This is a genomic window from Peptoniphilus sp. BV3C26, from assembly GCF_000478985.1.
Lineage (GTDB): Bacteria > Bacillota > Clostridia > Tissierellales > Peptoniphilaceae > Peptoniphilus_B > Peptoniphilus_B koenoeneniae.
Genome location: NZ_AWXB01000065.1, coordinates 19,897 through 40,311, shown reverse-complemented (window position 1 = coordinate 40,311; position 20,415 = coordinate 19,897). Strand labels below are relative to the sequence as shown.

The 20,415-nt window shown below is 28.4% G+C and carries 23 protein-coding genes; 10 read left to right on the top strand and 13 right to left on the bottom strand.

Annotation, left to right across the window (positions count from 1 at the left end; translation table 11 throughout):
• Window positions 1-52 precede the first annotated feature (52 nt).
• From larB to larC, 3 genes are read left to right on the top strand one after another with little or no spacing between them, the layout of a single operon-like run.
• Window positions 53-802, top strand: coding sequence for a nickel pincer cofactor biosynthesis protein LarB (gene larB, locus HMPREF1253_RS08365; protein ID WP_036739974.1), 750 nt, complete (start codon window positions 53-55; stop codon window positions 800-802).
• The gene (larE, locus tag HMPREF1253_RS08360) at window positions 799-1,605 is read left to right on the top strand and encodes an ATP-dependent sacrificial sulfur transferase LarE (RefSeq protein WP_023056365.1); all 807 of its coding nucleotides are present in this window, start codon (window positions 799-801) and stop codon (window positions 1,603-1,605) included. Before larB ends, larE begins: the two co-directional genes overlap by 4 nt.
• Window position 1,606: 1 nt before the next feature.
• Window positions 1,607-2,872: a nickel pincer cofactor biosynthesis protein LarC gene (larC, locus tag HMPREF1253_RS08355; protein WP_023056425.1), complete on the top strand. Its 1,266-nt coding sequence runs from the start codon at window positions 1,607-1,609 to the stop codon at window positions 2,870-2,872.
• A 38-nt stretch (window positions 2,873-2,910) separates the two neighbouring features.
• Here the strand turns inward: larC and lexA are convergent, their stop codons facing one another.
• Complete coding sequence (gene lexA, locus HMPREF1253_RS08350) at window positions 2,911-3,528, bottom strand: transcriptional repressor LexA (RefSeq protein WP_023056431.1); 618 nt, start codon at window positions 3,526-3,528, stop codon at window positions 2,911-2,913.
• A 186-nt stretch (window positions 3,529-3,714) separates the two neighbouring features.
• Here lexA and HMPREF1253_RS08345 point away from each other — a divergent pair, with 186 nt between their 5' ends.
• The 4 genes from HMPREF1253_RS08345 (at window position 3,715) to HMPREF1253_RS08330 (ending at window position 6,462) form a co-directional block, all read left to right on the top strand.
• A complete protein-coding gene (locus HMPREF1253_RS08345; RefSeq protein ID WP_023056364.1) occupies window positions 3,715-4,026 on the top strand; it encodes a LysM peptidoglycan-binding domain-containing protein in 312 nt (103 codons plus the stop codon).
• A gap of 198 nt (window positions 4,027-4,224) precedes the next feature.
• A complete protein-coding gene (locus HMPREF1253_RS08340; protein ID WP_023056404.1) occupies window positions 4,225-5,559 on the top strand; it encodes an APC family permease in 1,335 nt (444 codons plus the stop codon).
• Window positions 5,552-6,025 carry an AEC family transporter gene (locus HMPREF1253_RS08335; RefSeq protein ID WP_023056402.1) on the top strand — a complete coding sequence of 158 codons (474 nt, stop codon included), beginning with the start codon at window positions 5,552-5,554 and terminating at the stop codon, window positions 6,023-6,025. The genes HMPREF1253_RS08340 and HMPREF1253_RS08335 overlap by 8 nt, the downstream gene beginning before the upstream one ends.
• Window positions 6,022-6,462, top strand: a complete 441-nt coding sequence (locus tag HMPREF1253_RS08330) for an AEC family transporter (RefSeq protein WP_369758379.1) — start codon at window positions 6,022-6,024, stop codon at window positions 6,460-6,462. Before HMPREF1253_RS08335 ends, HMPREF1253_RS08330 begins: the two co-directional genes overlap by 4 nt.
• Before the next feature lie 94 nt (window positions 6,463-6,556).
• Here HMPREF1253_RS08330 and rho read toward each other — a convergent pair whose 3' ends face one another.
• The 8 genes from rho to HMPREF1253_RS08290 are packed head-to-tail and all read right to left on the bottom strand — an operon-like array spanning window position 6,557 to window position 14,153.
• Window positions 6,557-8,188 carry a transcription termination factor Rho gene (gene rho / locus HMPREF1253_RS08325; protein WP_023056329.1) on the bottom strand — a complete coding sequence of 544 codons (1,632 nt, stop codon included), beginning with the start codon at window positions 8,186-8,188 and terminating at the stop codon, window positions 6,557-6,559.
• A gap of 1 nt (window position 8,189) precedes the next feature.
• Entirely contained in the window at window positions 8,190-9,158 is a 969-nt protein-coding gene (glpX, locus tag HMPREF1253_RS08320; RefSeq protein WP_023056333.1) for a class II fructose-bisphosphatase, read from the bottom strand.
• Window positions 9,158-9,814, bottom strand: a complete 657-nt coding sequence (gene fsa, locus HMPREF1253_RS08315) for a fructose-6-phosphate aldolase (protein WP_023056380.1) — start codon at window positions 9,812-9,814, stop codon at window positions 9,158-9,160. Before fsa ends, glpX begins: the two co-directional genes overlap by 1 nt.
• Window positions 9,811-10,299 carry a 2-C-methyl-D-erythritol 2,4-cyclodiphosphate synthase gene (gene ispF / locus HMPREF1253_RS08310; protein ID WP_023056408.1) on the bottom strand — a complete coding sequence of 163 codons (489 nt, stop codon included), beginning with the start codon at window positions 10,297-10,299 and terminating at the stop codon, window positions 9,811-9,813. The genes fsa and ispF overlap by 4 nt, the downstream gene beginning before the upstream one ends.
• Before the next feature lie 2 nt (window positions 10,300-10,301).
• The gene (gene ispD / locus HMPREF1253_RS08305; protein WP_023056412.1) at window positions 10,302-11,012 is read right to left on the bottom strand and encodes a 2-C-methyl-D-erythritol 4-phosphate cytidylyltransferase; all 711 of its coding nucleotides are present in this window, start codon (window positions 11,010-11,012) and stop codon (window positions 10,302-10,304) included.
• A gap of 10 nt (window positions 11,013-11,022) precedes the next feature.
• Entirely contained in the window at window positions 11,023-12,447 is a 1,425-nt protein-coding gene (locus HMPREF1253_RS08300) for a penicillin-binding protein 2 (RefSeq protein WP_023056419.1), read from the bottom strand.
• Between the two features lie 5 nt (window positions 12,448-12,452).
• The gene (locus tag HMPREF1253_RS08295) at window positions 12,453-13,706 is read right to left on the bottom strand and encodes an FtsW/RodA/SpoVE family cell cycle protein (RefSeq protein ID WP_023056325.1); all 1,254 of its coding nucleotides are present in this window, start codon (window positions 13,704-13,706) and stop codon (window positions 12,453-12,455) included.
• A 6-nt stretch (window positions 13,707-13,712) separates the two neighbouring features.
• Window positions 13,713-14,153, bottom strand: a complete 441-nt coding sequence (locus HMPREF1253_RS08290) for an FHA domain-containing protein (protein ID WP_036739922.1) — start codon at window positions 14,151-14,153, stop codon at window positions 13,713-13,715.
• A 106-nt stretch (window positions 14,154-14,259) separates the two neighbouring features.
• On the opposite strand from HMPREF1253_RS08290, the gene HMPREF1253_RS08285 reads away from it, so the two are divergent.
• Both HMPREF1253_RS08285 and HMPREF1253_RS08280 read left to right on the top strand, forming a co-directional pair.
• Window positions 14,260-14,871 (top strand): regulatory protein RecX, encoded by a 612-nt coding sequence (locus HMPREF1253_RS08285; protein ID WP_023056377.1) that lies wholly within the window; start codon window positions 14,260-14,262, stop codon window positions 14,869-14,871.
• A complete protein-coding gene (locus HMPREF1253_RS08280; RefSeq protein ID WP_023056336.1) occupies window positions 14,864-15,118 on the top strand; it encodes a GIY-YIG nuclease family protein in 255 nt (84 codons plus the stop codon). The genes HMPREF1253_RS08285 and HMPREF1253_RS08280 overlap by 8 nt, the downstream gene beginning before the upstream one ends.
• Here the strand turns inward: HMPREF1253_RS08280 and HMPREF1253_RS08275 are convergent.
• From HMPREF1253_RS08275 to HMPREF1253_RS08260, 4 genes are read right to left on the bottom strand one after another with little or no spacing between them, the layout of a single operon-like run.
• Entirely contained in the window at window positions 15,115-15,426 is a 312-nt protein-coding gene (locus HMPREF1253_RS08275) for a hypothetical protein (RefSeq protein ID WP_023056391.1), read from the bottom strand. The two genes, HMPREF1253_RS08280 and HMPREF1253_RS08275, sit on opposite strands and share 4 nt — an antisense overlap.
• Window positions 15,407-16,801, bottom strand: a complete 1,395-nt coding sequence (locus HMPREF1253_RS08270; RefSeq protein WP_023056337.1) for a hypothetical protein — start codon at window positions 16,799-16,801, stop codon at window positions 15,407-15,409. Before HMPREF1253_RS08270 ends, HMPREF1253_RS08275 begins: the two co-directional genes overlap by 20 nt.
• Window positions 16,798-18,204: a cell wall metabolism sensor histidine kinase WalK gene (locus tag HMPREF1253_RS08265; RefSeq protein WP_023056426.1), complete on the bottom strand. Its 1,407-nt coding sequence runs from the start codon at window positions 18,202-18,204 to the stop codon at window positions 16,798-16,800. The genes HMPREF1253_RS08270 and HMPREF1253_RS08265 overlap by 4 nt, the downstream gene beginning before the upstream one ends.
• Complete coding sequence (locus tag HMPREF1253_RS08260; RefSeq protein WP_023056376.1) at window positions 18,201-18,893, bottom strand: response regulator transcription factor; 693 nt, start codon at window positions 18,891-18,893, stop codon at window positions 18,201-18,203. The genes HMPREF1253_RS08265 and HMPREF1253_RS08260 overlap by 4 nt, the downstream gene beginning before the upstream one ends.
• A 109-nt stretch (window positions 18,894-19,002) precedes the next feature.
• Between HMPREF1253_RS08260 and HMPREF1253_RS08255 the strand changes: the two genes are divergently transcribed.
• A complete protein-coding gene (locus HMPREF1253_RS08255) occupies window positions 19,003-20,370 on the top strand; it encodes an MATE family efflux transporter (RefSeq protein WP_023056394.1) in 1,368 nt (455 codons plus the stop codon).
• Window positions 20,371-20,415: the final 45 nt, after the last annotated feature.

Sequence of the window (20,415 nt, the reverse complement as noted above, 5' to 3'; positions counted from 1 at the left end):
CTTGTTATAAATTATACCAAATGTTATAATTTATTATAAGGAGTTGATTGATATAAAAGCTGAAGAATTTTTAAAAAAAGTACAAGATGGTGAAATATCTCTTGAAGAAGGTCTTAAATATTTGCAAAACTTACCTTATCAAGAGCTTAATTACGCCAAGCTTGATTTTCATAGAGAAGTTCGAAATGGTTTTGGTGAAGTTATTTTTTGCCAGGGAAAAGAAGATAAGCATCTATTAGGTATTTTTGAAAATTTTGCTAATAGAGATTCAAATGTCTTAGGGACAAGGGCAAATAAACACCAATACGAACTTATAAAAGAGATTCTACCTGAAATTCAATTTTATGAAGATGCAAAAATATTGAAAATAGAAAAAAATCCAATAAAAAAGATTGGCAATGTTTTAATAGTTACGGGAGGAACTGCTGACATACCTTTTGCTGAAGAAGCAGCTTTTACAGCAGAATATTTTGGATCAAAAGTTAATAGATTATATGATGTTGGAATCTCAGGTCTTCATAGACTTTTAAAAAATCTTGATACATTAAGAAGCGCAAATGTAATAGTAGCAGTTGCCGGAATGGAAGGGGCTCTTCCTGGAGTTGTTGCGGGTCTGGTTGAAGTTCCTGTTATAGCTTTACCAACATCTGTTGGATATGGATCTAATTTTAAAGGCCTCTCAGCCCTTCTCACAATGCTTAATTCTTGTGCTGAAGGTATTAATGTAGTCAATATAGATAACGGATTCGGAGCAGGCTATAACGCAGCTCAAATAAATAGATTAATAGGTGATGAACGTTGACACTTAAAGAAAAAGAAAAGCATTTAGAAGAGATTTTAAAAAAATATAAAAAAATTGTAGTTGCTTTTTCAGGTGGTGTTGATTCAAGTTTTTTACTTGCTAAAGGAATAGAAACCCTGGGAAGTCAAAATGTATTAGCTGTAAATTTAATTTCTTCCATGCAACCTAAACGTGAAGAAGATTATGCAAAACATTTTGCTGAAAAATATAAGGCTAATATTATTTATTTAAAAGCTGATGAATATTCTATTAAGGAATTTGTAGAAAATTCAAAAGATAGATGTTATTTTTGTAAACATGCCATATTTACAAAAATAATAGAAGAGGCTCAAAAAAAAGACTTTAATATTATATGCGACGGAACAAATTATGATGATTTAGATGATTATAGACCGGGACTTCGTGCCTTAAAAGAATTAGATGTAAAAAGTCCTTTAAAAGAAGCTGAACTTACTAAAAATGACATTAGGGAGCTTTCTAAAGAAATGAACATAGAAACTTGGAAAAAACCATCAGCTGCTTGTTTGGCTTCAAGAGTTCCATATGGAACGAAAATAAGTCTTGAAATAATGAAAAAAGTTGAATTGTCAGAGGAATTTTTAAGGCAACTTGGATTTATCAATCATAGAGTTCGATATCACGGAAATATTGCAAGAATTGAGATAAATTTAGAGCAAATAAATTTGCTTTTAGAAAATAGAGAAAAAATTATTAAAAAGTTTAAAGAGATAGGATTTTTATATGTAACAATGGATTTAAGCGGTTATACAATGGGCTCACAAAATTTGGCCATAGGAGGATAATATGGATTTATATCTTGAATGTTTTTCAGGAATTAGCGGAAATATGTTTATAGGAGCTATGATAGACATAGGAGTTCCTTTTGATTATTTAAAAAAAGAATTAAATAAATTAAACTTAGGAGAATATGACCTAATATGCGAAAGAAGAATAAAAAATGGCATTGATGCAAACTATTTTAATGTAATTTTACCTGAAGAAAAATCTGACCATCATCACGAACATGACCACGACCACGAAAATGAGCATCATAATGAACATATTCATGATCATAATCACGACCAAGACCACAATCACGAACATAACCACCATGATCACGATCATCATGGTTTTCATAGAAATCTTTCTCAAATTACAGAAATTATAGATAATTCAAGCCTTAGCAGTTTTGTAAAAGAAAAAGCAAAAGAAATATTTTTACACATTGCAAAAGCAGAAGCTAAAATTCATGGTAAAGGCATAAATGAAGTCCACTTCCATGAAGTTGGGGCAATTGATTCCATAATTGATGCTTGTGGAGCAGCTTTGTGTATAGAATATTTAAAAATAGAAAAAATTTATGCTGGAACAGTTTATACAGGAAATGGATTTGTAAATATAGCCCACGGTAAATTTCCTGTGCCGGTTCCTGCTACTCTTGAGATACTTTCCAACACAAACCTCACTACAGCTAAGAGCAGCGTCATAGGAGAGCTTGTAACTCCAACAGGTGCTGCAATATTAAAAACTTTTTCTGAGCCATTTAAGGGCAATTTGAAGACTTTTAAAACAGGATATGGTTCAGGAAGCAAAGATTTTGAAATTCCTAATGTATTAAGAGCCTCATTAATAGAAATTTCAGAAAATGAAAAGAATATTTCGTGTAAAAAAATAATTGAAACAAATATTGATGATTCTACAGGAGAGGAACTTGGTTTTGCAAGTGAGAAATTATTTGAAATAGGTGCTTTGGATGTTTGGTATTCACCAATATATATGAAAAAAAATAGACCAGCATATAAACTTTCTTGTTTAGTTGATCCAGAATTAGTTGAAAAAGCTGCTTATATAATTTTAAAATACACAAGTTCTATAGGTGTAAGAATTTTAGAAGCTCAAAGAATTGAAATGAAAAGAGATTTTTCAAAAATTGCAGTTAAAGATGGAGAAATTACAGTAAAACATTTATCCTATAAAGATATAAGTAAAAAAAGTTTTGAATATGAAGATTTAAAGAAAATTTCAATAAAAACAGGAAAATCTATACGAAAAATTAAAGAAGAAATATAAAAAAAGACCTCACATGGGGTCTTTTTTTAATGGACATTTTAAAATCTTCTATATAAACCAACTATTAAGCCAAGTATTTGTAATTCTCTTGTGTAAATAGGACTCATTGTATCATTTTCCGGCTGAAGCCTATATCTATCTTCCTCTTTGTAAAAAGTTTTTATAGTAGCCTCATCTCCAAGTAAAGCTAAAACCATATCTCCGTTATTGGCATAACTCCTCTTTTCTATAATTACATAATCTCCATCAAGAATTCCTGCATTTATCATACTTTCTCCACGAACTTTTAAAATAAATAAATCTCTGTCCTTAGCAAAATCAATAGGCAGGGGATAGGTATCTTCTATATTTTCAAAAGCTAAAATAGGGGCTCCTGCAGTAACAGTTCCTACAATGGGAATATCAACGGTTTTTTTCTTTTGTAAAAATAGGTCTGATGATGAATCTAATATTTCTATAGCTCTTGGTTTTGTAGGATCTCTTCTTATGTAGCCTAAAAGTTCCAATTTTTCAAGACTTGAATGAACAGTAGACGTACTTTTAATAGAACACCCTTGGCAAATTTCTCTAACAGTTGGGGGATAGCCTTTGCTTTCTAAAATTTTTTTAATAAACAAGAGTATGTTTACTTGTCGTTGGTTTAAATCTTCGTACATAAATGTCCTCCTTAATAATTTACTTTATTATAACAAAAAAAACATATATTTCAAACATGTGTTTATTTTTTCTTGACAAAGAACATATTTTCGTTTATCATTAATTCAGAACAATTGTTCAGAACATGTATTCAAAACATATATTCTAAACAAACATTCTTATTTATAAAATTTTGAGGTGTTAAAATGAAAACGAATAAAAAAATAAAATTGAAAAAAAGAATTTATATTAAGAAATTTAGAGTAATATTTTTCTTATTTTTAGCATTTTTCTTTACAAGTGGACTTAAATTATATAAGACACCAATTCAAGATCAAACAATAAAATATGAAATATATACAGTAAAAGAAAATGATACTTTATGGAAGATTGCATCAATTTATATTGGAGATGATTGTGACAAAAGAAATTATATAGATAAGGTTGAAGAAATAAATAATTTAGGAAATAATATTCATCCTGGACAAGAATTAAAAATGCCAGTTATAATAAAATAAAATCAAAAAAACAGCTACAGATCAATTGTTAGTTAATTGTTGGCTGTATTGTTAGCTGTTATTAAAAACAATAAATCCTATATCGTACTTCACAAAATTATTATTTTGTGAAGTATTTTATTTTTTTAAATCCCTCTATTCTTCTAAGGCTTTGTGATATAATTATTTTAAATTATTTTGGAGGATTTATTATTCATTATGGAAAAAAATAGAAAAGTATATGGATTTTCTACAGCCGTTGCCATGGTTGTAGGTATTGTTGTAGGATCTGGCATATTTTTTAAAGCGGACAATATTTTATTGGCAACTGGCGGAAATATAAAAACTGGAATTTTAGTACTATGCATTGGAGCTTTGGGAATTATTTTTGGTTCATTAACTTTAAGTGAACTTGCAATACGTACAAATTCAAGTGGAGGTTTTGTAAGCTATTTTGAGAAATATATAAGTAAAAAATTTGGATCAGGCTTCGGATTTTTTCAAACTTTCATATACTTACCTTCAGTTACTGCAGTTCTTGCTTATGCAACTGTCATGTTTGCGTGCATTACTTTTGAGGTTAATTTAAGTTATGAGGTTAAAATATTTTTAGGATTTATTTTATTAATACTAATAACTCTCCTTAATACTTACAATAGAAAATTAGGCGGTAATATACAATTTATTTCAACTATTATAAAATTGATTCCTATTTTTGCTATTGCTATTTACGGTTTATTTTATAAGGGTGATTATCCCCAAGTACCAAGCCAATATACTCTTATAAGTCCTAAGAATATAGGCTATAAATGGATTGCAAGTTTAGCTCCTATCGCCTTTTCTTTTGACGGATGGCCTATAGTTACAGCTATAGTTCCAGAGCTTAAAAATCCAAAAAGGACAATGCCCTTAGTATTAATATTATCTCCCATACTTATTTTATTATCTTATCTATTATATTTTTTAGGAATTATAAATATTTTAGGACCAACTTACATTATGAGTCTACAAGATGATTCAGTCTATACGGCTTTTAATATTATGCTTGGACCAATAGGAGCAAAATTTTTAATACTTTTAGTAACAATAGCTATATTTGGTGTAATAAATGGTGTAATTTTAGGTGGAATAAGAATGCCTCAAGCTTTAGCGGAAAAAGGAATTGCTTTTGATGAAAGTGTGTCAAAGATTGACGAAAAGCTTCAAGTTTCTAAAAAAAGTGCTTTAATATACTTTTTAATTTCTACTTTTTGGCTTATAGCTTACTATATAACTTCAAAATTTCAACTCTTAGGTGGAAGTGATGTTTCCGAAATTGCCATTGTATTTTCTTATGTAACCTATATTGTTTTATATTTAAAAGTTATGAAACTTTATAAAGACGGCGAAATAAAAAGTTCTTTTAAAGGCATAATTGCACCTATTTTTGCTATAATAGGTTCTTTAATTATTTTAATAGGAGGAATTGTAGCAAGTCCTTTCTATGTTATTTTATACATTTTTATATCCATCTTTATATTCTATTTAGGCTATAGGAAAATTAAAGATGAATGAAGTTTTAAATAAGTGTTTAATATTAATGCTCACAATTTTTACCGGATATTCTATAAAAAGATTTAAAATTTATAGTCCTGAAACAAATGCCGGTATAAACGATCTTTGTTTTTCACTTTTGTTCCCTCTTACTATTTTGATGAGCTTTTATCAAAAGGACATGAATATAGTAAGTATATCTTTTATATTATTTACAATTTTTTTATTTGCAATTAATTTATTTTATAGTATTTTTCTTGCAAATATTTTAGTAAAAGAAAATATAGGAATGTGGATTGTAAGTGCTAATGCTATTTTTAGAGGTAATTTTATAATAATGGGCATACCTATTATTTCTTCCTTAGTTGGAGAAAAAGGTTTGGTCTTAACAGGAATAGCGATAGGCCTTTCTCAAATATTTTATAATTTTGCATCGGTTCTATTTTATTCAAAATTAGATAACACAAAAATAAGTTTAAAAAAATAATAAGCAATATTTTTAAAAATAATATGATGCTTGGAGGAATTTTAGGAGTTTTTCTTATGATATTTAAGATAAACTTAGGCATATTTGCAGACTTATTTAGAAATGTAGGCAGTATATCCTCTTCCCTTGCCCTTATGTGTATGGGATATAATTTAGGCTTTATAGATATTAAAAAATATTTAAAATCTGCTTTGATAATCTCTTTTTTTAAGTTAGTTCTATTCCCTACTATTGTTCTTGTACTTCTTAAATTTTTTAAATTTCCCTTGGAAGAATCAATAGTTTCTTTAGTTCTTTTTGGAGCTCCTGTTGCAGTTAACACTTTTACTTATGCTAAAAGATATAACACTCAGGTGCAATTAGCAGAATATTATATAATTATAAGTACTCTACTTTTTATATTTACAATTCAATTATTTTTAAGATTTGTAATTTAAAAAATAATAAATTTGTCAATATTTGTCAATATAACCGCTTAATTAGCGGTTCATTTATTTTCAATAAAAAAATAACCGCTGATTTTGCGGTTATTTAAAATTCTATTTTTATGTTCTCCAAAAATTCTTTATTAGTTTTAAATTTTCCTAAATTATCTAAAAGATACTCAGTTATTTTTAATTTTTGTTCATCGCTAGTTGCCCGTCTTATATCTATGGAAAAATCATATTCTTTTTTATTAAGCAACAATTCTTCTTTTCTCGTACCCGATTTAAAGATATCAACGGCAGGAAATATTCTTTTTTCAGATAACATTCTATCTAAATGAATTTCCATATTTCCTGTCCCCTTAAACTCTTCATAAATTATATCATCCATCCTTGAGCCTGTATCCACAAGAGCTGTTGCAAGTATTGTAAGGCTACCGCCCTCTTCTATATTTCTTGCCGCACCGAAAAATCTTTTTGGATTATGAAAAGACAAAGGATCAATTCCTCCAGAAAGAGTTTTTCCACTTGGTGGTGTAATGAGGTTATACGCCCTTGTAAGGCGCGTTAATGAATCGACTAATATAACTACATCTCTTTTTAGTTCTACAAGCCTCTTAGCCCGTTCTATGACCATCTCAGCTACTTTTGTGTGGTTCCTACTAAGTTCATCAAAGGTAGAAAATACAACCTCTCCTTTTACTGATCTTTTCATATCAGTTACTTCTTCTGGTCTCTCATCAATTAAAAGAACAATTAAATCAACATCCTTGCAGTTAGTTGATATTGCACTTGCAATTTTTTTCAAGAGAGTTGTTTTTCCAGATTTAGGTTGAGATACAATTAGACCCCTCTGCCCTTTTCCTATAGGTGCTATTAAATCTATAAGCCTTGTTGCCAGTTCTTCAGGTTTTGTTTCCAAACTTATTTTTTCTTTAGGATATATTGGAGTTAAATTATCAAAGGAAGGTCTATTTATTATATCTTTAGCTTTTAAGTCATTTACTTTATTAATGTAGATTAGAGCATTAAAATTTTCTCCATCTTTTGATGGACGTAAAATTCCTTGAATTTTATCTCCTGTCCTAAGTCTAAATTTTCTAATTTGAGATGGAGATACATATATATCATTTTCGCTGGGCAAATAATTTTCAGTTCTTAAAAATCCGTATCCATCAGGAAGTTGATCTAAAATACCTGTGACATAATTTATTTTTTCAAGTTTTTCTATTTCTTCTGTTGCATTGTCAGATAGATCTTTTGTATCAAGTTTATCTATTTCTTCAACTTTATTAGAAATTTTATGTTTGTTTTTATGCAAATATTTTATCAAATCTTCTTTACTTAATGTGTTTGGATTTTCAAGTCCACATTCTATTGCAAGAGTTTTTAAATCATCCATTGATAATTTTTCTAAATCATCATTTTCCCTTAGATTTTCACTCCAAGAATTGTCTGAAATTTCAAGTATTTTTATTATTAATTCATTTTTCTTATATTTATACGGAGATGTAATTTCCAAATTTTTTGCTATGTCTCTAAGATCTGAACTATTTAAATTTTCCAATTTGTCTTTAGAATATGAAATTTTCGGTATTTGTCCATCTTCAATAAATTTTATATAGTCCTCTTTCTCATAAAACTTATTATCTATAAGACCCATAGAAAGAGCAATTTTTCTTAAATCTTCAATTGTTTTATTTGATAATAATTTTGAAGTAGAATTTTCTTTATTCATATTATTTTGCGTATTCTGGTTTTGTGTTTAAATTGTGAATACTCTTAATAAATCTTACTGTACCGCTGGGAAGTCTTGTAACAAGAGTTTCAGTTGTAGCTTTATTATCTTTTAAAAATTTAACACCTTGTAAAATTTCTCCAAAAGAAACACCTGTAGCTGAAAAAATAACATCATTACCCTTTACAAGATCATCTATATGGTAAATCTTTTCAAGGTCATTGTGAAAAGACTTACATCTTTCCATTTGTTCTTCATCAGAAGGAACAAGTTTACCTTGAAAATCTCCTCCTAAACATTTAAGAGCAGCAGCTGCAATAACTCCCTCAGGAGCTCCTCCAATACCCATAATCATATCTACTCCAGAATCTTCAAAACAAGTTTCTATAGCAGTTAAAATATCTCCATCACTTACCATTTTTATTCTTGCGCCTGTTTTTCTGATTTCTTCTACAAGTTTGTCATGTCTTTCTCTTTTTAAAACAGAAACTGTAATTTCTTCTATGTTTTTATTAAGAGCTTTTGCAACTCTTTTTATGTTGTTTTCAGTTGTATCTTCAAGATCTATACATCCTTTGGCTCCTGGACCACATGCTATTTTATCCATATAAATATCAGGAGCATGAAGTAAGCATCCTCTTGGAGCTGCAGCAAGAACTGCAATTGAGTTATTCATTCCATTTGCAATTGATGTAGTTCCATCAAGAGGATCTACTGCAATATCAATTTCATCAGAGCCAGGAACCTTAGTCCCAACTTCTTCTCCTATATAGAGCATAGGAGCTTCATCCATTTCTCCTTCCCCTATTACTACTATACCATTTACATCAACTGTATCAAAAAGCTTTCTCATAGCTTCTACTGCTGCACCATCTGCATCATTTTTCTTACCCTTACCTAACCATTGAGCAGCAGATAGAGCTGCAGCTTCAGTAGCTCTTGCTAAATTTAATGCTAAATTTCTGTTCATTAAAAATCTCCTTTTGTTTTAACATTACTAAAATCATTTAAAAATTTATCCAACCCATTATCAGTTAATGGATGTTTAACCATTTGTTTAAAAACCTTATAGGGAACTGTGGCAATATCACATCCTGCAAGCAGTGAATCAAGTATATTGTTAGGTGTTCTTATACTTGCAGCTATAATTTCTGTTTTTATATCATAAATTTCAAAAATCTTTGATATATTTCCTATAAGGTCTTTACTATTTACACCAATATCATCCAATCTTCCTAAAAAAGGACTTATATAAGTTGCTCCTGCTCTTGCCGCAAGAATTGCTTGAGAAACGCTGAAAACAAGAGTAACATTAGTTTTTATTCCCTTTTTAGATAAAAAGCTAACAGCCTTCAAACCTTCTTCAGTCATTGGAATTTTAATAATTACATTATCTCCTATATCTTTTAATTTCATTGCTTCATTAATCATTCCCTGACTATCTGTTGATATTACTTCTGCAGATACAGGTCCTGAAACGATTTTTGCAATTTCTGAAATTACATCTTCAAAAACTTTACCTTCTTTAGCGATTAAAGTTGGATTTGTTGTAACTCCACTTAAAATTCCCCAAGAATTTATTTCCTTAATCTCATCTATATTTGCTGTGTCAATAAAAAATTTCAAAACGCATCAACTACCTTTTCATTTAATAATACTACTGCATGGCTTGCTATGCCCTCTCCTCTTCCTATATAACCAAGTTTTTCAGTTGTAGTTGCCTTTACAGATACATTGTTAACATTCATCTCAAGGGCACTACTTATTTTACTTCTCATATCATCTATATAGGGTGCAAGTTTAGGATTCTCAGCTACTATAACAGAATCTATATTTTCAATAAAATAACCCTTACTTTCCATTATATCTTTTACTCTATTTAAGAGTATAAAAGAATCTATATCCTTGTATTTAGGATCCGTATCAGGAAATTCATGACCTATATCATAATGTCCCAATGCACCTAAAATTGCATCCATTATAGCATGTATTAAAACATCTGCGTCAGAATGTCCTTCCAGTCCTTTTTCATATGGTATTTTTATACCTCCAAGTATAAGATTTCTACCTTCAACTAATTTGTGTACATCAATTCCAATTCCGATTTTCATGTTTACTTCCTTTCTTGACTTTCTGATTTAGCAATTGCTTCTGCAATAATTAAATCTTCTTGAGTTGTAATCTTTATATTTTTATAATCACTAGGTATTATTTTAACCTTGACTCCTATTTTTTCAACAAGAGCACAATCATCAGTTGCAGTATATCCTTCTTCTTCTGCAATCTTATATGCTTTCAACAATAAATCTGTTTTAAAAACTTGAGGAGTTTGTATAGCAAAAAGCTCATCTCTTTTAGGAGTATAGTCTACATAGCTCCCATTTTTTGAAACTTTAACAGTATCTTTTACAGGTACTCCCAAAACTGAGGCTCCTGTAAAAAATACATTTTCTATTGCTTCTCTAATTTTTTCTTCACTTACAAAGGGCCTAACTCCATCATGAGTCAAAACAATGCTTGTTTCTTTAGGTATATTTTTTAAGCCATTTAAAATGGAGTCACTTCTTTCTTTTCCCCCATATACAATTTTAAAATCTTTTTTTAATTTATTTTTATTTAAAATAAAACTCAAATAAGGGATGTCACTTTCTTTAATTAAGATTAAAATAAAATCAACATATGCACAATTATCAAATTTTTTTAAAGTATGAGCTAATATAGGCAAATCATTTATAGATAAAAATTGCTTATTTAAGCTTTTTTTCATTCTTCTACCCATACCGGCAGCTGCTATTATTGCAGTAACAAAATTTTCATTATACATAAATTTTTAATTACACTCCCAAATCCAATGCATACTTCATAATAGTTCCTGCAATTGGGGCTGCTATTTTTCCACCATGGTCTTCTACATCTTCTAAAACAACAGCTACTGCTATTTTAGGATTTTTTGCAGGAGCAAATCCTATAAACCAGGCATAATTTTCAGTTCCTTCTGTAGATTTTTGTGCAGTACCAGTTTTACCTGCAATTTTATATCCTCTTCTATAAGCGGCAGAACCTGTCCCATTGCTTACAACACTTAACATATATTCTTTTAATTCGTTTGCTGTATCTTCAGAAATTGCTGAAGATAAAACTTTAGGTTCTGCATTTAATAAATTTTCACCATCAGATGTATTAACTTGAGAAACTAAATAGGGCTTCATAATATTTCCGTTATTTGCTATTCCGGCCGCAACCATACACATTTCAAGCGGAGTAGCTTGAACATTTCCCTGCCCTATTCCTGAAGAAGCAAGGTCCGTTTTAGATATATTATTATAATCAAAAATAGATTCATGAAATGGTAAATCAAATTTAAAATTTTGATTAAACATAAATTTATCTGCACTTTTTCCAAGATGTTCAGACCCCAAATCAACAGATTTTTTAACAAAATAAGTATTTATAGAATTTACTAAAGCAGTTTTTAAATTTACATTTCCGTAAGCATTATCTTTTCCACCGGCATTTGTATAAACTCTACCATCAATTTCTTGCGTACCTTCATCTTTGTAATTTTGATCTAATTTATTTTCTATAATTGATGCAGCAGTTATCACCTTAAAAGTTGAACCAGGTGGATATTTTGTCCAAAGAGCCCTATTATATTGAGCTCCCCTATTTTGTTCTATAAGAGCCTTATTATCCTGAGCAATTGATTGAGAATTAAAATCAGGCAAAGATACCATAGCTAATATTTCTCCAGTATTAGGTCTTATAGCAACAAGAGCACCAGCAGCTCCAGTTTCATTTAGTAAATCTCTTGCTTTTTGCTGAATGTCTGAATTTGTAGTCAGCACAACATTATTCCCTATATTTAATTGAATATCAGGGTTGAAAAAAGATTTTAAACTTTTTAAAGCTTTTGAGCTTTCTCTTCCTAATAGATATTTATCATAACTCTTTTCAATCCCTGTCTTTCCCATGATTTTATCAGAGTAGCCAATTATGTGTGAATAAGTTATTGGATAGTTATAGTGTCTTTGATACTTACCCTCTTTTCCATCTGAATAAGCAAGGATATTTCCCTTTGAATCCAAAATTGATCCACGTAATATTTTATTTTCATCAATAGTTTCTCTCCTATTTGCAGGGTTATCAATAATTTTTTGAGCTTTAAATACAGTAAAATAACTCAAATAAACAATTAGAGATAAAAACATGCAAATAAGGCCTACTAAAACAATTATAATTTTATTTTTATCTTTTAACATTTTCCTCACTCATATTTATAAGTTAAATCTTCACTTGCCACTTGTAAAATTCCAAGAGAAATAAAACTTGTAACCATAGATGAACCACCATAGGAAACAAATGGTAAAGTTATACCAGTCATTGGAATAAATTTAATAAAACCGCCTATATTTAAAAAACTTTGAATTCCAAAAAGGCAAGCAACGCAAATTGCTAAGATTCTATAAAACAAATACTCTTGATTAAGGGCGATTTTCATTCCCCTATAAGTCAAAAGCATATTTAGCATTATTATCCCTATACCTATAAAAATTCCCATTTCTTCACAAATTACAGGAAAAATTGCATCACTTACGGGCACAGGAACAAGCTCAGGATATCCTCTTCCTATTCCTGATCCGAAAAACCCTCCTTCTGCTATAGCAAATAGAGATTGAACAATTTGTCTTGCATCATTATAAGGATCGGTCCAAGGATCTAACCAAACAGAAACCCTTAATCTTACATGGGAAAATTTCAAATATCCTATAGTGGCTCCAAGTAAAATTAAAAACAAATTTATAAAAAACATATTTTTATTATCTTCATAAATAAAAAGAGTTACAGTATAAATAGTTAAAAACACAACACTCATACCTAAATCTCTTTCAATAAATAAAACTCCTATAAACAAATAAGTGACAAACATAAGAAGTAAAGGAGGGTTTTTAAATTTTTTAAGATTGTTGGAATATCTGAATTTAGTATAGTAACTTGCAAGTAAAAACATCATCAAAATTTTTGCAAATTCCGATGGTTGAATTGAAAAACTTCCAAATCTTATCCAGTTATATGCTCCCTTTTCTCTACCTCTTTTAAAAATAAGGCTATAAACTAAAGTTGAAATAAGTAATATAAAAATTCCTATAGCATATAGCTTTGTGTAGTCATCTAAATTCTTAAAAGCTCTAAGACAAAAATAGGTAACATAAAAAGCTGTGAGTCCAACTAAAATCCATACAAGTTGTAAAAGACCCAAAGACGGATTTATCCTATAAATAGTAACAAGTCCAAGAGAAAGAAGCATGGAAACAATTAAAAATATATAATTATCTCCAGAAGATATTTTTCCAAGAATAAAATTTGAAATGTATATAATTAAGACGAGGCCAAGAAAAAGTATACAAATATAAGTGTCTACATGTTTATTGTTCTTAAAAAACAATAATAAAAAGGCTAAAAGTTCAAAAATAAGTAAAAGATCTCGAGGCCTTCTAAATTTAGTAATATAATTTAACATTCAGATCTACTGCCCCCTAGTATCTACATAAATAAATTGGATTAAACCTATTCCGATTTTATCTCCATTTTGAAGTTCGATTATATCTTCAATTTTTTCGCCATTTAAAAAAGTTCCATTTGCAGAATTTAAATCTTCTATAAAATAAGAACCCTTATCCTCGAAAATTTGAAGATGAAATTTACTTACAAATTTATCTTTAATGCAAATTGTATTTTTAGATGATCTTCCCATTGTCAATTTTTTATTTAGGACATAATATTCTTGCATTTTGAAATCTAAAGAATCCAATCTGTTTACAACTTTTAAATAAGCGGAATCTATATTAGCTCCCTTTGAGCCCATAGACTTAATGTCCAAGTACATAAGCCTTATAATACTAAAAATAAAAAGATAAATTATAAGTATGAATACATATTTTAGTACTTGTGAAACTATCTCAAACATTTAACACCCCTTAAAATTACTATTCATATATTATCACAAAACTTAAAATTGGTATAGAGTTTTACTACTTTATGGAACTTATGCTAAACTATCTATGAGGTAAAAAATGATTATTAAAAAAATTGATTATGATAAAAAAGAAAAATTATATACAGTTTATTTTGAAAATAAAAATATAGAAGTAAGACAGGGAACTTTAATTAAATTTAATCTCTATGTGGGAAAAGAATTAGACAGAGATATGACAGAAGAATTTAAATATTTTGATCAGTATGATACTGCAAAAAATCTTGCTCTTAGATATTTAAAAAACATGAAATCAGAATATCAGGTTCGCTTCTACTTGAAAACTAAAGATTTTGAAGAAAATATAATAGACCAAGTTATAGATTATTTATACTCCATAAAATATTTGGACGACTTGGATTACGCAAGAGCTTACAGCTTGGATAGACAAAATATTTATAAATATGGAAAAAATAAAATTATTTTTAAATTAAGGGAAAAACAAATCCCAGAAAAATTTATAGATATTGCCCTTATGGAATTATCTGAAGATGTTGAAATAGAAAATTTAAGAAAATCCATAGCTGTAAAGAAAAAGACTTTGAAAAGTACTGACAAAAATTACTACTACAAGCTAGTAAATTCTATGTTTAATAAAGGATTTGATATAGATTTAATAAAAAAAGTTTTAAGGGAAGATTTTGATGAATAATTATTTTGTCTACATGGTAAGATGCAGTGATGATTCAATCTATACAGGCATTACAAATGATTTAGAAAAAAGAATGAAAATGCATAATCTAAAAAAAGGTGCAAAATACACAAGATCAAGAACTCCTGTAAAATTAATTTATTTTGAAAAATGTCTTGATAGGTCTCAAGCTTTAAAAAGAGAAATCGCCATTAAAAATTTAAAAAGAGATGAAAAAATAAAATTAGCACGTAAATTCACGTGCTAATTACTTAATATACCTAAAATAAGAGCCAATAATAAAGACACTATTCCGGCAGAAATAAATATAATAAAAATTAAAATATTATTTAAGCTATTTGATTCAAAAAGCCTTCCCATAACTGAAAAAATAGAAAAAAGTCCAATAAATGTAAAAACAAGACCTGGAAGATATTTTACAAATTTTAGTTTTCTTGCAATAAAATTTATTACAAGAGTTATTATAATAGCTGCAACTATTATTAAAAGTGCTATGGTCATATATTCTGAATTATTTTTTAATATATCAATTAGCTCAGTGACTAATTTGCTCATGGTTTCCTCCCAAAGATTTAATATATTTTTCCCAAATATTTGTGTAGTTTCCAATACTCCACTCAGTCATTACAACTCTTCCATTTTTAATTTCCAGGGAATATATAGGCTTGATATTTATCTTGCCCTTTTCAATATTATAAGCTTTTATGAAATTATTTTCCAAGGTAATTAAAATTTTATTGTTAGGAGATGTGAAGGCATCTTTAACATTTGGTAAACTGTTTTTAATACTTATCATTGGAATAGATAAAACTTCATGTTTTATAATATTTTTCGGTAAAATAGTATTTACATCAAAATCAACATACTTTTCGGATTCGTCAAAATTTATTCTTCCGAACAATTTCCAATATCCATTATCTCTTTTTAATGCAATATTTGCAATATCAATTGTAGCTTTAATATCTTCTCTTTCAATTGTTTTTAAATGATCTTTAAAAATCTTAAGCCCGTTTTTTGCAATATCATCTAAATCTATTTTAGTAAGATTTCCAACATTTTCAAATTTAAAAGTTGAAAATTTTTTATTTTTATCTTTATCAAGACTTTCATATGAAAAATAATCTCCGGTAATAAAAGATAATTCTTTTGAACTTGATTTATTATTATCTTTATAAATTGCTTCATTGGTTTCATTTGAAATAAATTTTAATATATCATTTCCATCTTCATTTTCTATTTTAAGTTTTAAAAATTCATTATTTTTCGGAAAAATTAAATAATTAAGACTATCTACCGACTGTAATTTATTTCCTTGAATATTAAAATAAAGGGTTTTATATTGATTTTCATCAACTTTTAATCCAAGTAAAAATCCATTTTGAGATTCTTTACTTTCTTTAGCTGTCTCAGACCCTCCAAGTAATGCAACTATTTTTTGAAAATCTTCTTCTGAAATATCATCTTTGACTAAAGAAAGTTTTAAAAATGTATTTCCCATACCATTAAAAATAAGATAAACATTTTCAGAATTTTCATACAAGATTTCACAAAAAAGCTCATTTTTTTCATAGACATCAATTATATTTACCATATCTTCTTTGATACCAAGTTTTTCTGCATCGAGATTATATTTACTATTTAAAAATTTGTTAGATTTAACTAAACTTGTTTTATAAGTTGGGTCTTTTATATAATAATCCCCTATTACAGCACCAGATACAGTAAAGGCACTTTCTTTTCCTATATAATTTTTAATTCCGAAGCTATCTTCCAATTTATCATTTCCAAAAATAATTTTAGAAATTGTCCACTTTCCCTTAATTGGAGATTCGGTTAAAGTGGGTGGAACTATTTTATTCGAAGTTTCTTCCATGAAAGAACAAGATGTAAGAATAAAAAATGAAAGTATAATTAAAATAAATTTTTTCATATTGTCTGTCCTTCTTTAATTATTGGAATCGTTACCTTTACTACCGTACCAAGATTTAATTCGGAAAAGATCTCCAGTTTTCCACCATGTAGTTTTGCAATTTCATCTGATATGGAGAGACCTAATCCGCTATGGGATTTAGAATGTTTTCCTTTATAAAACTTTTCTTTTACATGTAGCAACTCTTCTTTTGACATTCCTAAACCATTATCTGAAACTGAAATTAAAAAATTATCTTCTTCAAGTTTTGTTTCCAACTTTACCCAGCCATTTTCTGAGGTAAATTTTATGGCATTGTCAATTAAATTTATTATTATTTGTCTGATTCTATTTTCATCACCTATTGTAAGAACAGGTTCGCTATATAAATCACTTATAAATTCAATTTTATTAAGTTCTGCTCTTATTCCCATTTGTTTTTGAACTTCTATACAAGTTTGACTTATATTAAAAGGTTCTTTTTCAAGCTTTATTCTTCCTGAAATATATCTTGAAAAATCTAAAAGCTCTTCAACCATCTTTGAAAGCCTATCAGATTCTTTCTCGATAATATTAAGTCCATCATAAATTAGTTCCTTATTTAATGGGTCTGAATCTTTTAAAACTACAGCCCATCCTTTTATGGATGTTAATGGAGTTCTAAGCTCATGAGAAATTGAAGAAATAAAATCATTTTTAATTTTATCCTTGTTTACAATTTCTTCTCCTAATTTATTTATGGAGTTTGAAAGTTCTTCCAATTCATCATTAGTATGAATATTTGCCCTTGATTTATACTGACCGTCCGTCAGTTTATTTGCTACTGCAGTTACTTCATTAATCGAATTAGTTATTGATTTGCTAAAAATCAAACTGAAAAGACCGGCTATAATAACAATAAGAGCACTTACGGCTATTATGATAAAAAGGCATCTTACTATAGCCTTATTGGCAATTTCCAAAGATGCTAAATGACGAATATACCCGTTTATTTTATCTCCTTTATAAATTGCACTTGTAACTGCTATTACCATTTCATTTGTTGAATTGGACTTTCCAATCCAAGTTCCTATGCTTTCATTTTTCGCATTTCGTATATCGGGAGTTGAAATTTTTTCGTTAGATATTACCCCTATTGTGTCATATAAAAGTCTTCCATTTTCATCAATTATCTGAACTTCAGAATCATTTTCATAAATAGTTAATTCGCCTTCTTCAGTAACTATTTCTAAAAGGCTTTTATCAGAATAATTTTTATAGAAAAAATCCATGCTTATTTTGATTCTATTAATTAAAGTATTTTCAATAGATTTATAATAAAACTCTCTTATGCCAAATATAAGCAAGGCATCAGTTATAATTATAATTGTAATTAGTATAAGTAAAAATGATTGAGTTATTCTTTTTCCTAAACTTTTTTTCATTCCTCATTTTTCCATCTGTATCCAAGTCCCCAAACGGTTTCTATATATTTTGGTTTTGCTGGATTTTCTTCTATTTTTGACCTTAATCTTCTTATATTTACATCTACTATTTTAGAGTCTCCAACAAAATCATCTCCCCAAACCATATTTAAAATTTCATTTCTTTTCATTGCACGTCCTGGATACTCCATAAAATTTTTAACAATTTGAAATTCTGTTGGGGTTAACTCTATTTCTTTATCTTCTTTATAAAATTTTCTTGAATATACATCCATTTTAAAAGGATGATCATAAATGATTTTTGAATTTGCAGTTTCATCAGGGTTTACACGACGTTCCAAGGATTTTATTCTTAAAGTAAGTTCTGTAGGATTAAATGGCTTTGTCATATAATCATCAGTTCCATATTGTAAGCCCATAATTTTATCATAATCCTCTGCCTTTGCAGTAAGCATAATAATTCCTAAATCCGGAAATTCTTTTCTTAAAGTATTGCAAACCTCAAAGCCGTCAATTCCAGGTAACATTACATCAAGAACAACAATTTGAGGATTTTCTCTTCTTGCTATTTCAATTCCAATTTCTCCGGATTCAGCTTCATAAACATTATAGCCTTCTCTTTCAAGATTTATTTTTACAAATTTCCTTATTGATTCTTCATCTTCTACAAGTAAAATTTTTGTTTTCATAATATCACCCTCTTCATTAATTATAGAGAAATAAAATTAAAAACTCAAACATTTGTATTGATTTAACTTATTTGTTGAAATTAAATTTTTATTAAAGTATTATAAATTCATGGATTATAAAAAAATTGATAAAAAATTGACAAAAAATATATGGAATCTCGCTTATCCTTCAATGATTTCATTTTTACTTGAAACTCTCTATGATCTTGTTGATATGATTTGGATAGGAAAAATTTCAAAAACAGCCCTTGCGGGAGTTACAATATTTACTACGGTATTTTGGCTATTCACCTTTTTTAACGAACTTATTGGTGCAAGCAGCGTTTCTTTAATTTCACAATATCACGGTAAAAAAGATTATGATAGAACAAGAATTGTTTCCGAACAAACCATAAGTTTCAAAATGATTATGGGAATTTTATCAGGATTTCTGCTTTTTATTTTTTTAAAACCAATTCTCGGATTGTATTCTAAAAACCCTGATACAATTAAGTGCGCAATGGATTATGGTTATTTAAGGATTTTTTTCATTCCTTTTATGTTTGCATCTTATTCTATAAATACTATTTTCAGATGCCATGGAGATTCAAAAACTCCAATGCAAATAATGACTATAGCAACTATTTTTAATATTATATTGGATCCTATTCTTATGTTTGAAAAAGTCCCCTTCATTGGAATTAAAGGTTTTAATTTAGGTGTATTCGGAGCTGCTCTTGCCACAGTATTATCTACAATTTTAACTGTTATTATTGGAGGATATTTTCTTTATAGCAATAAAAATAATATAAAAGTATCTTTAAAAGGACTTTTAAAAATGAATAGAGATATTGATAAAAAACTTTTAACTATAGGATTTCCCAGTGCAGTAGAAAACTTCACAAGAAGCTTATTTTTGGCTGTATTAATGAAATTTATAGCCCACTACGGAGATGCCGAAATAACAGTTATAGGAATTATATCAAAACTTATGATGTTTGCCTTTATGCCCCTTGAAGGATTTATGATGGGAGGCAGTGTTGTTGTAGGACATTTAATCGGAGAAAAAAATATTGATTATGCTAAAAGAGCCGCTGATATTTCTGCAAGGTTAAATGCTTATATTATGTCTGTTTTTACTTTTTTATTTATAATTTTTTCAAAGCAAGCATTTATGCTTTTCAGTCATGATCAAAATATTTTAAATATAGGAGTTTCTATCGCCCCTTATGTAAGTATAAGTCTTCCTCTTGAGGCATACTCTTTGGGCAAGAGTGTTGCTTTTATGGGATCTGGTTATACTAAACCTCTTTTAATAGCAACCCTTGTACCTCAGTGGTTAATTCAACTTCCATTTGCGGCTTTCGTAACCTATGGATTAAATTTACCATTTAAATTTATAACTTTTTCCTATCCCTTATATGATTTAACTTTTTTAATAATTATTTTATATTTTTATAAAAAAGATACTTGGAAAACAAATAAAGTTACCTATTAAAATAACCATTCTAAATTTAGAATGGCTATTTTTTATTTGTATTGA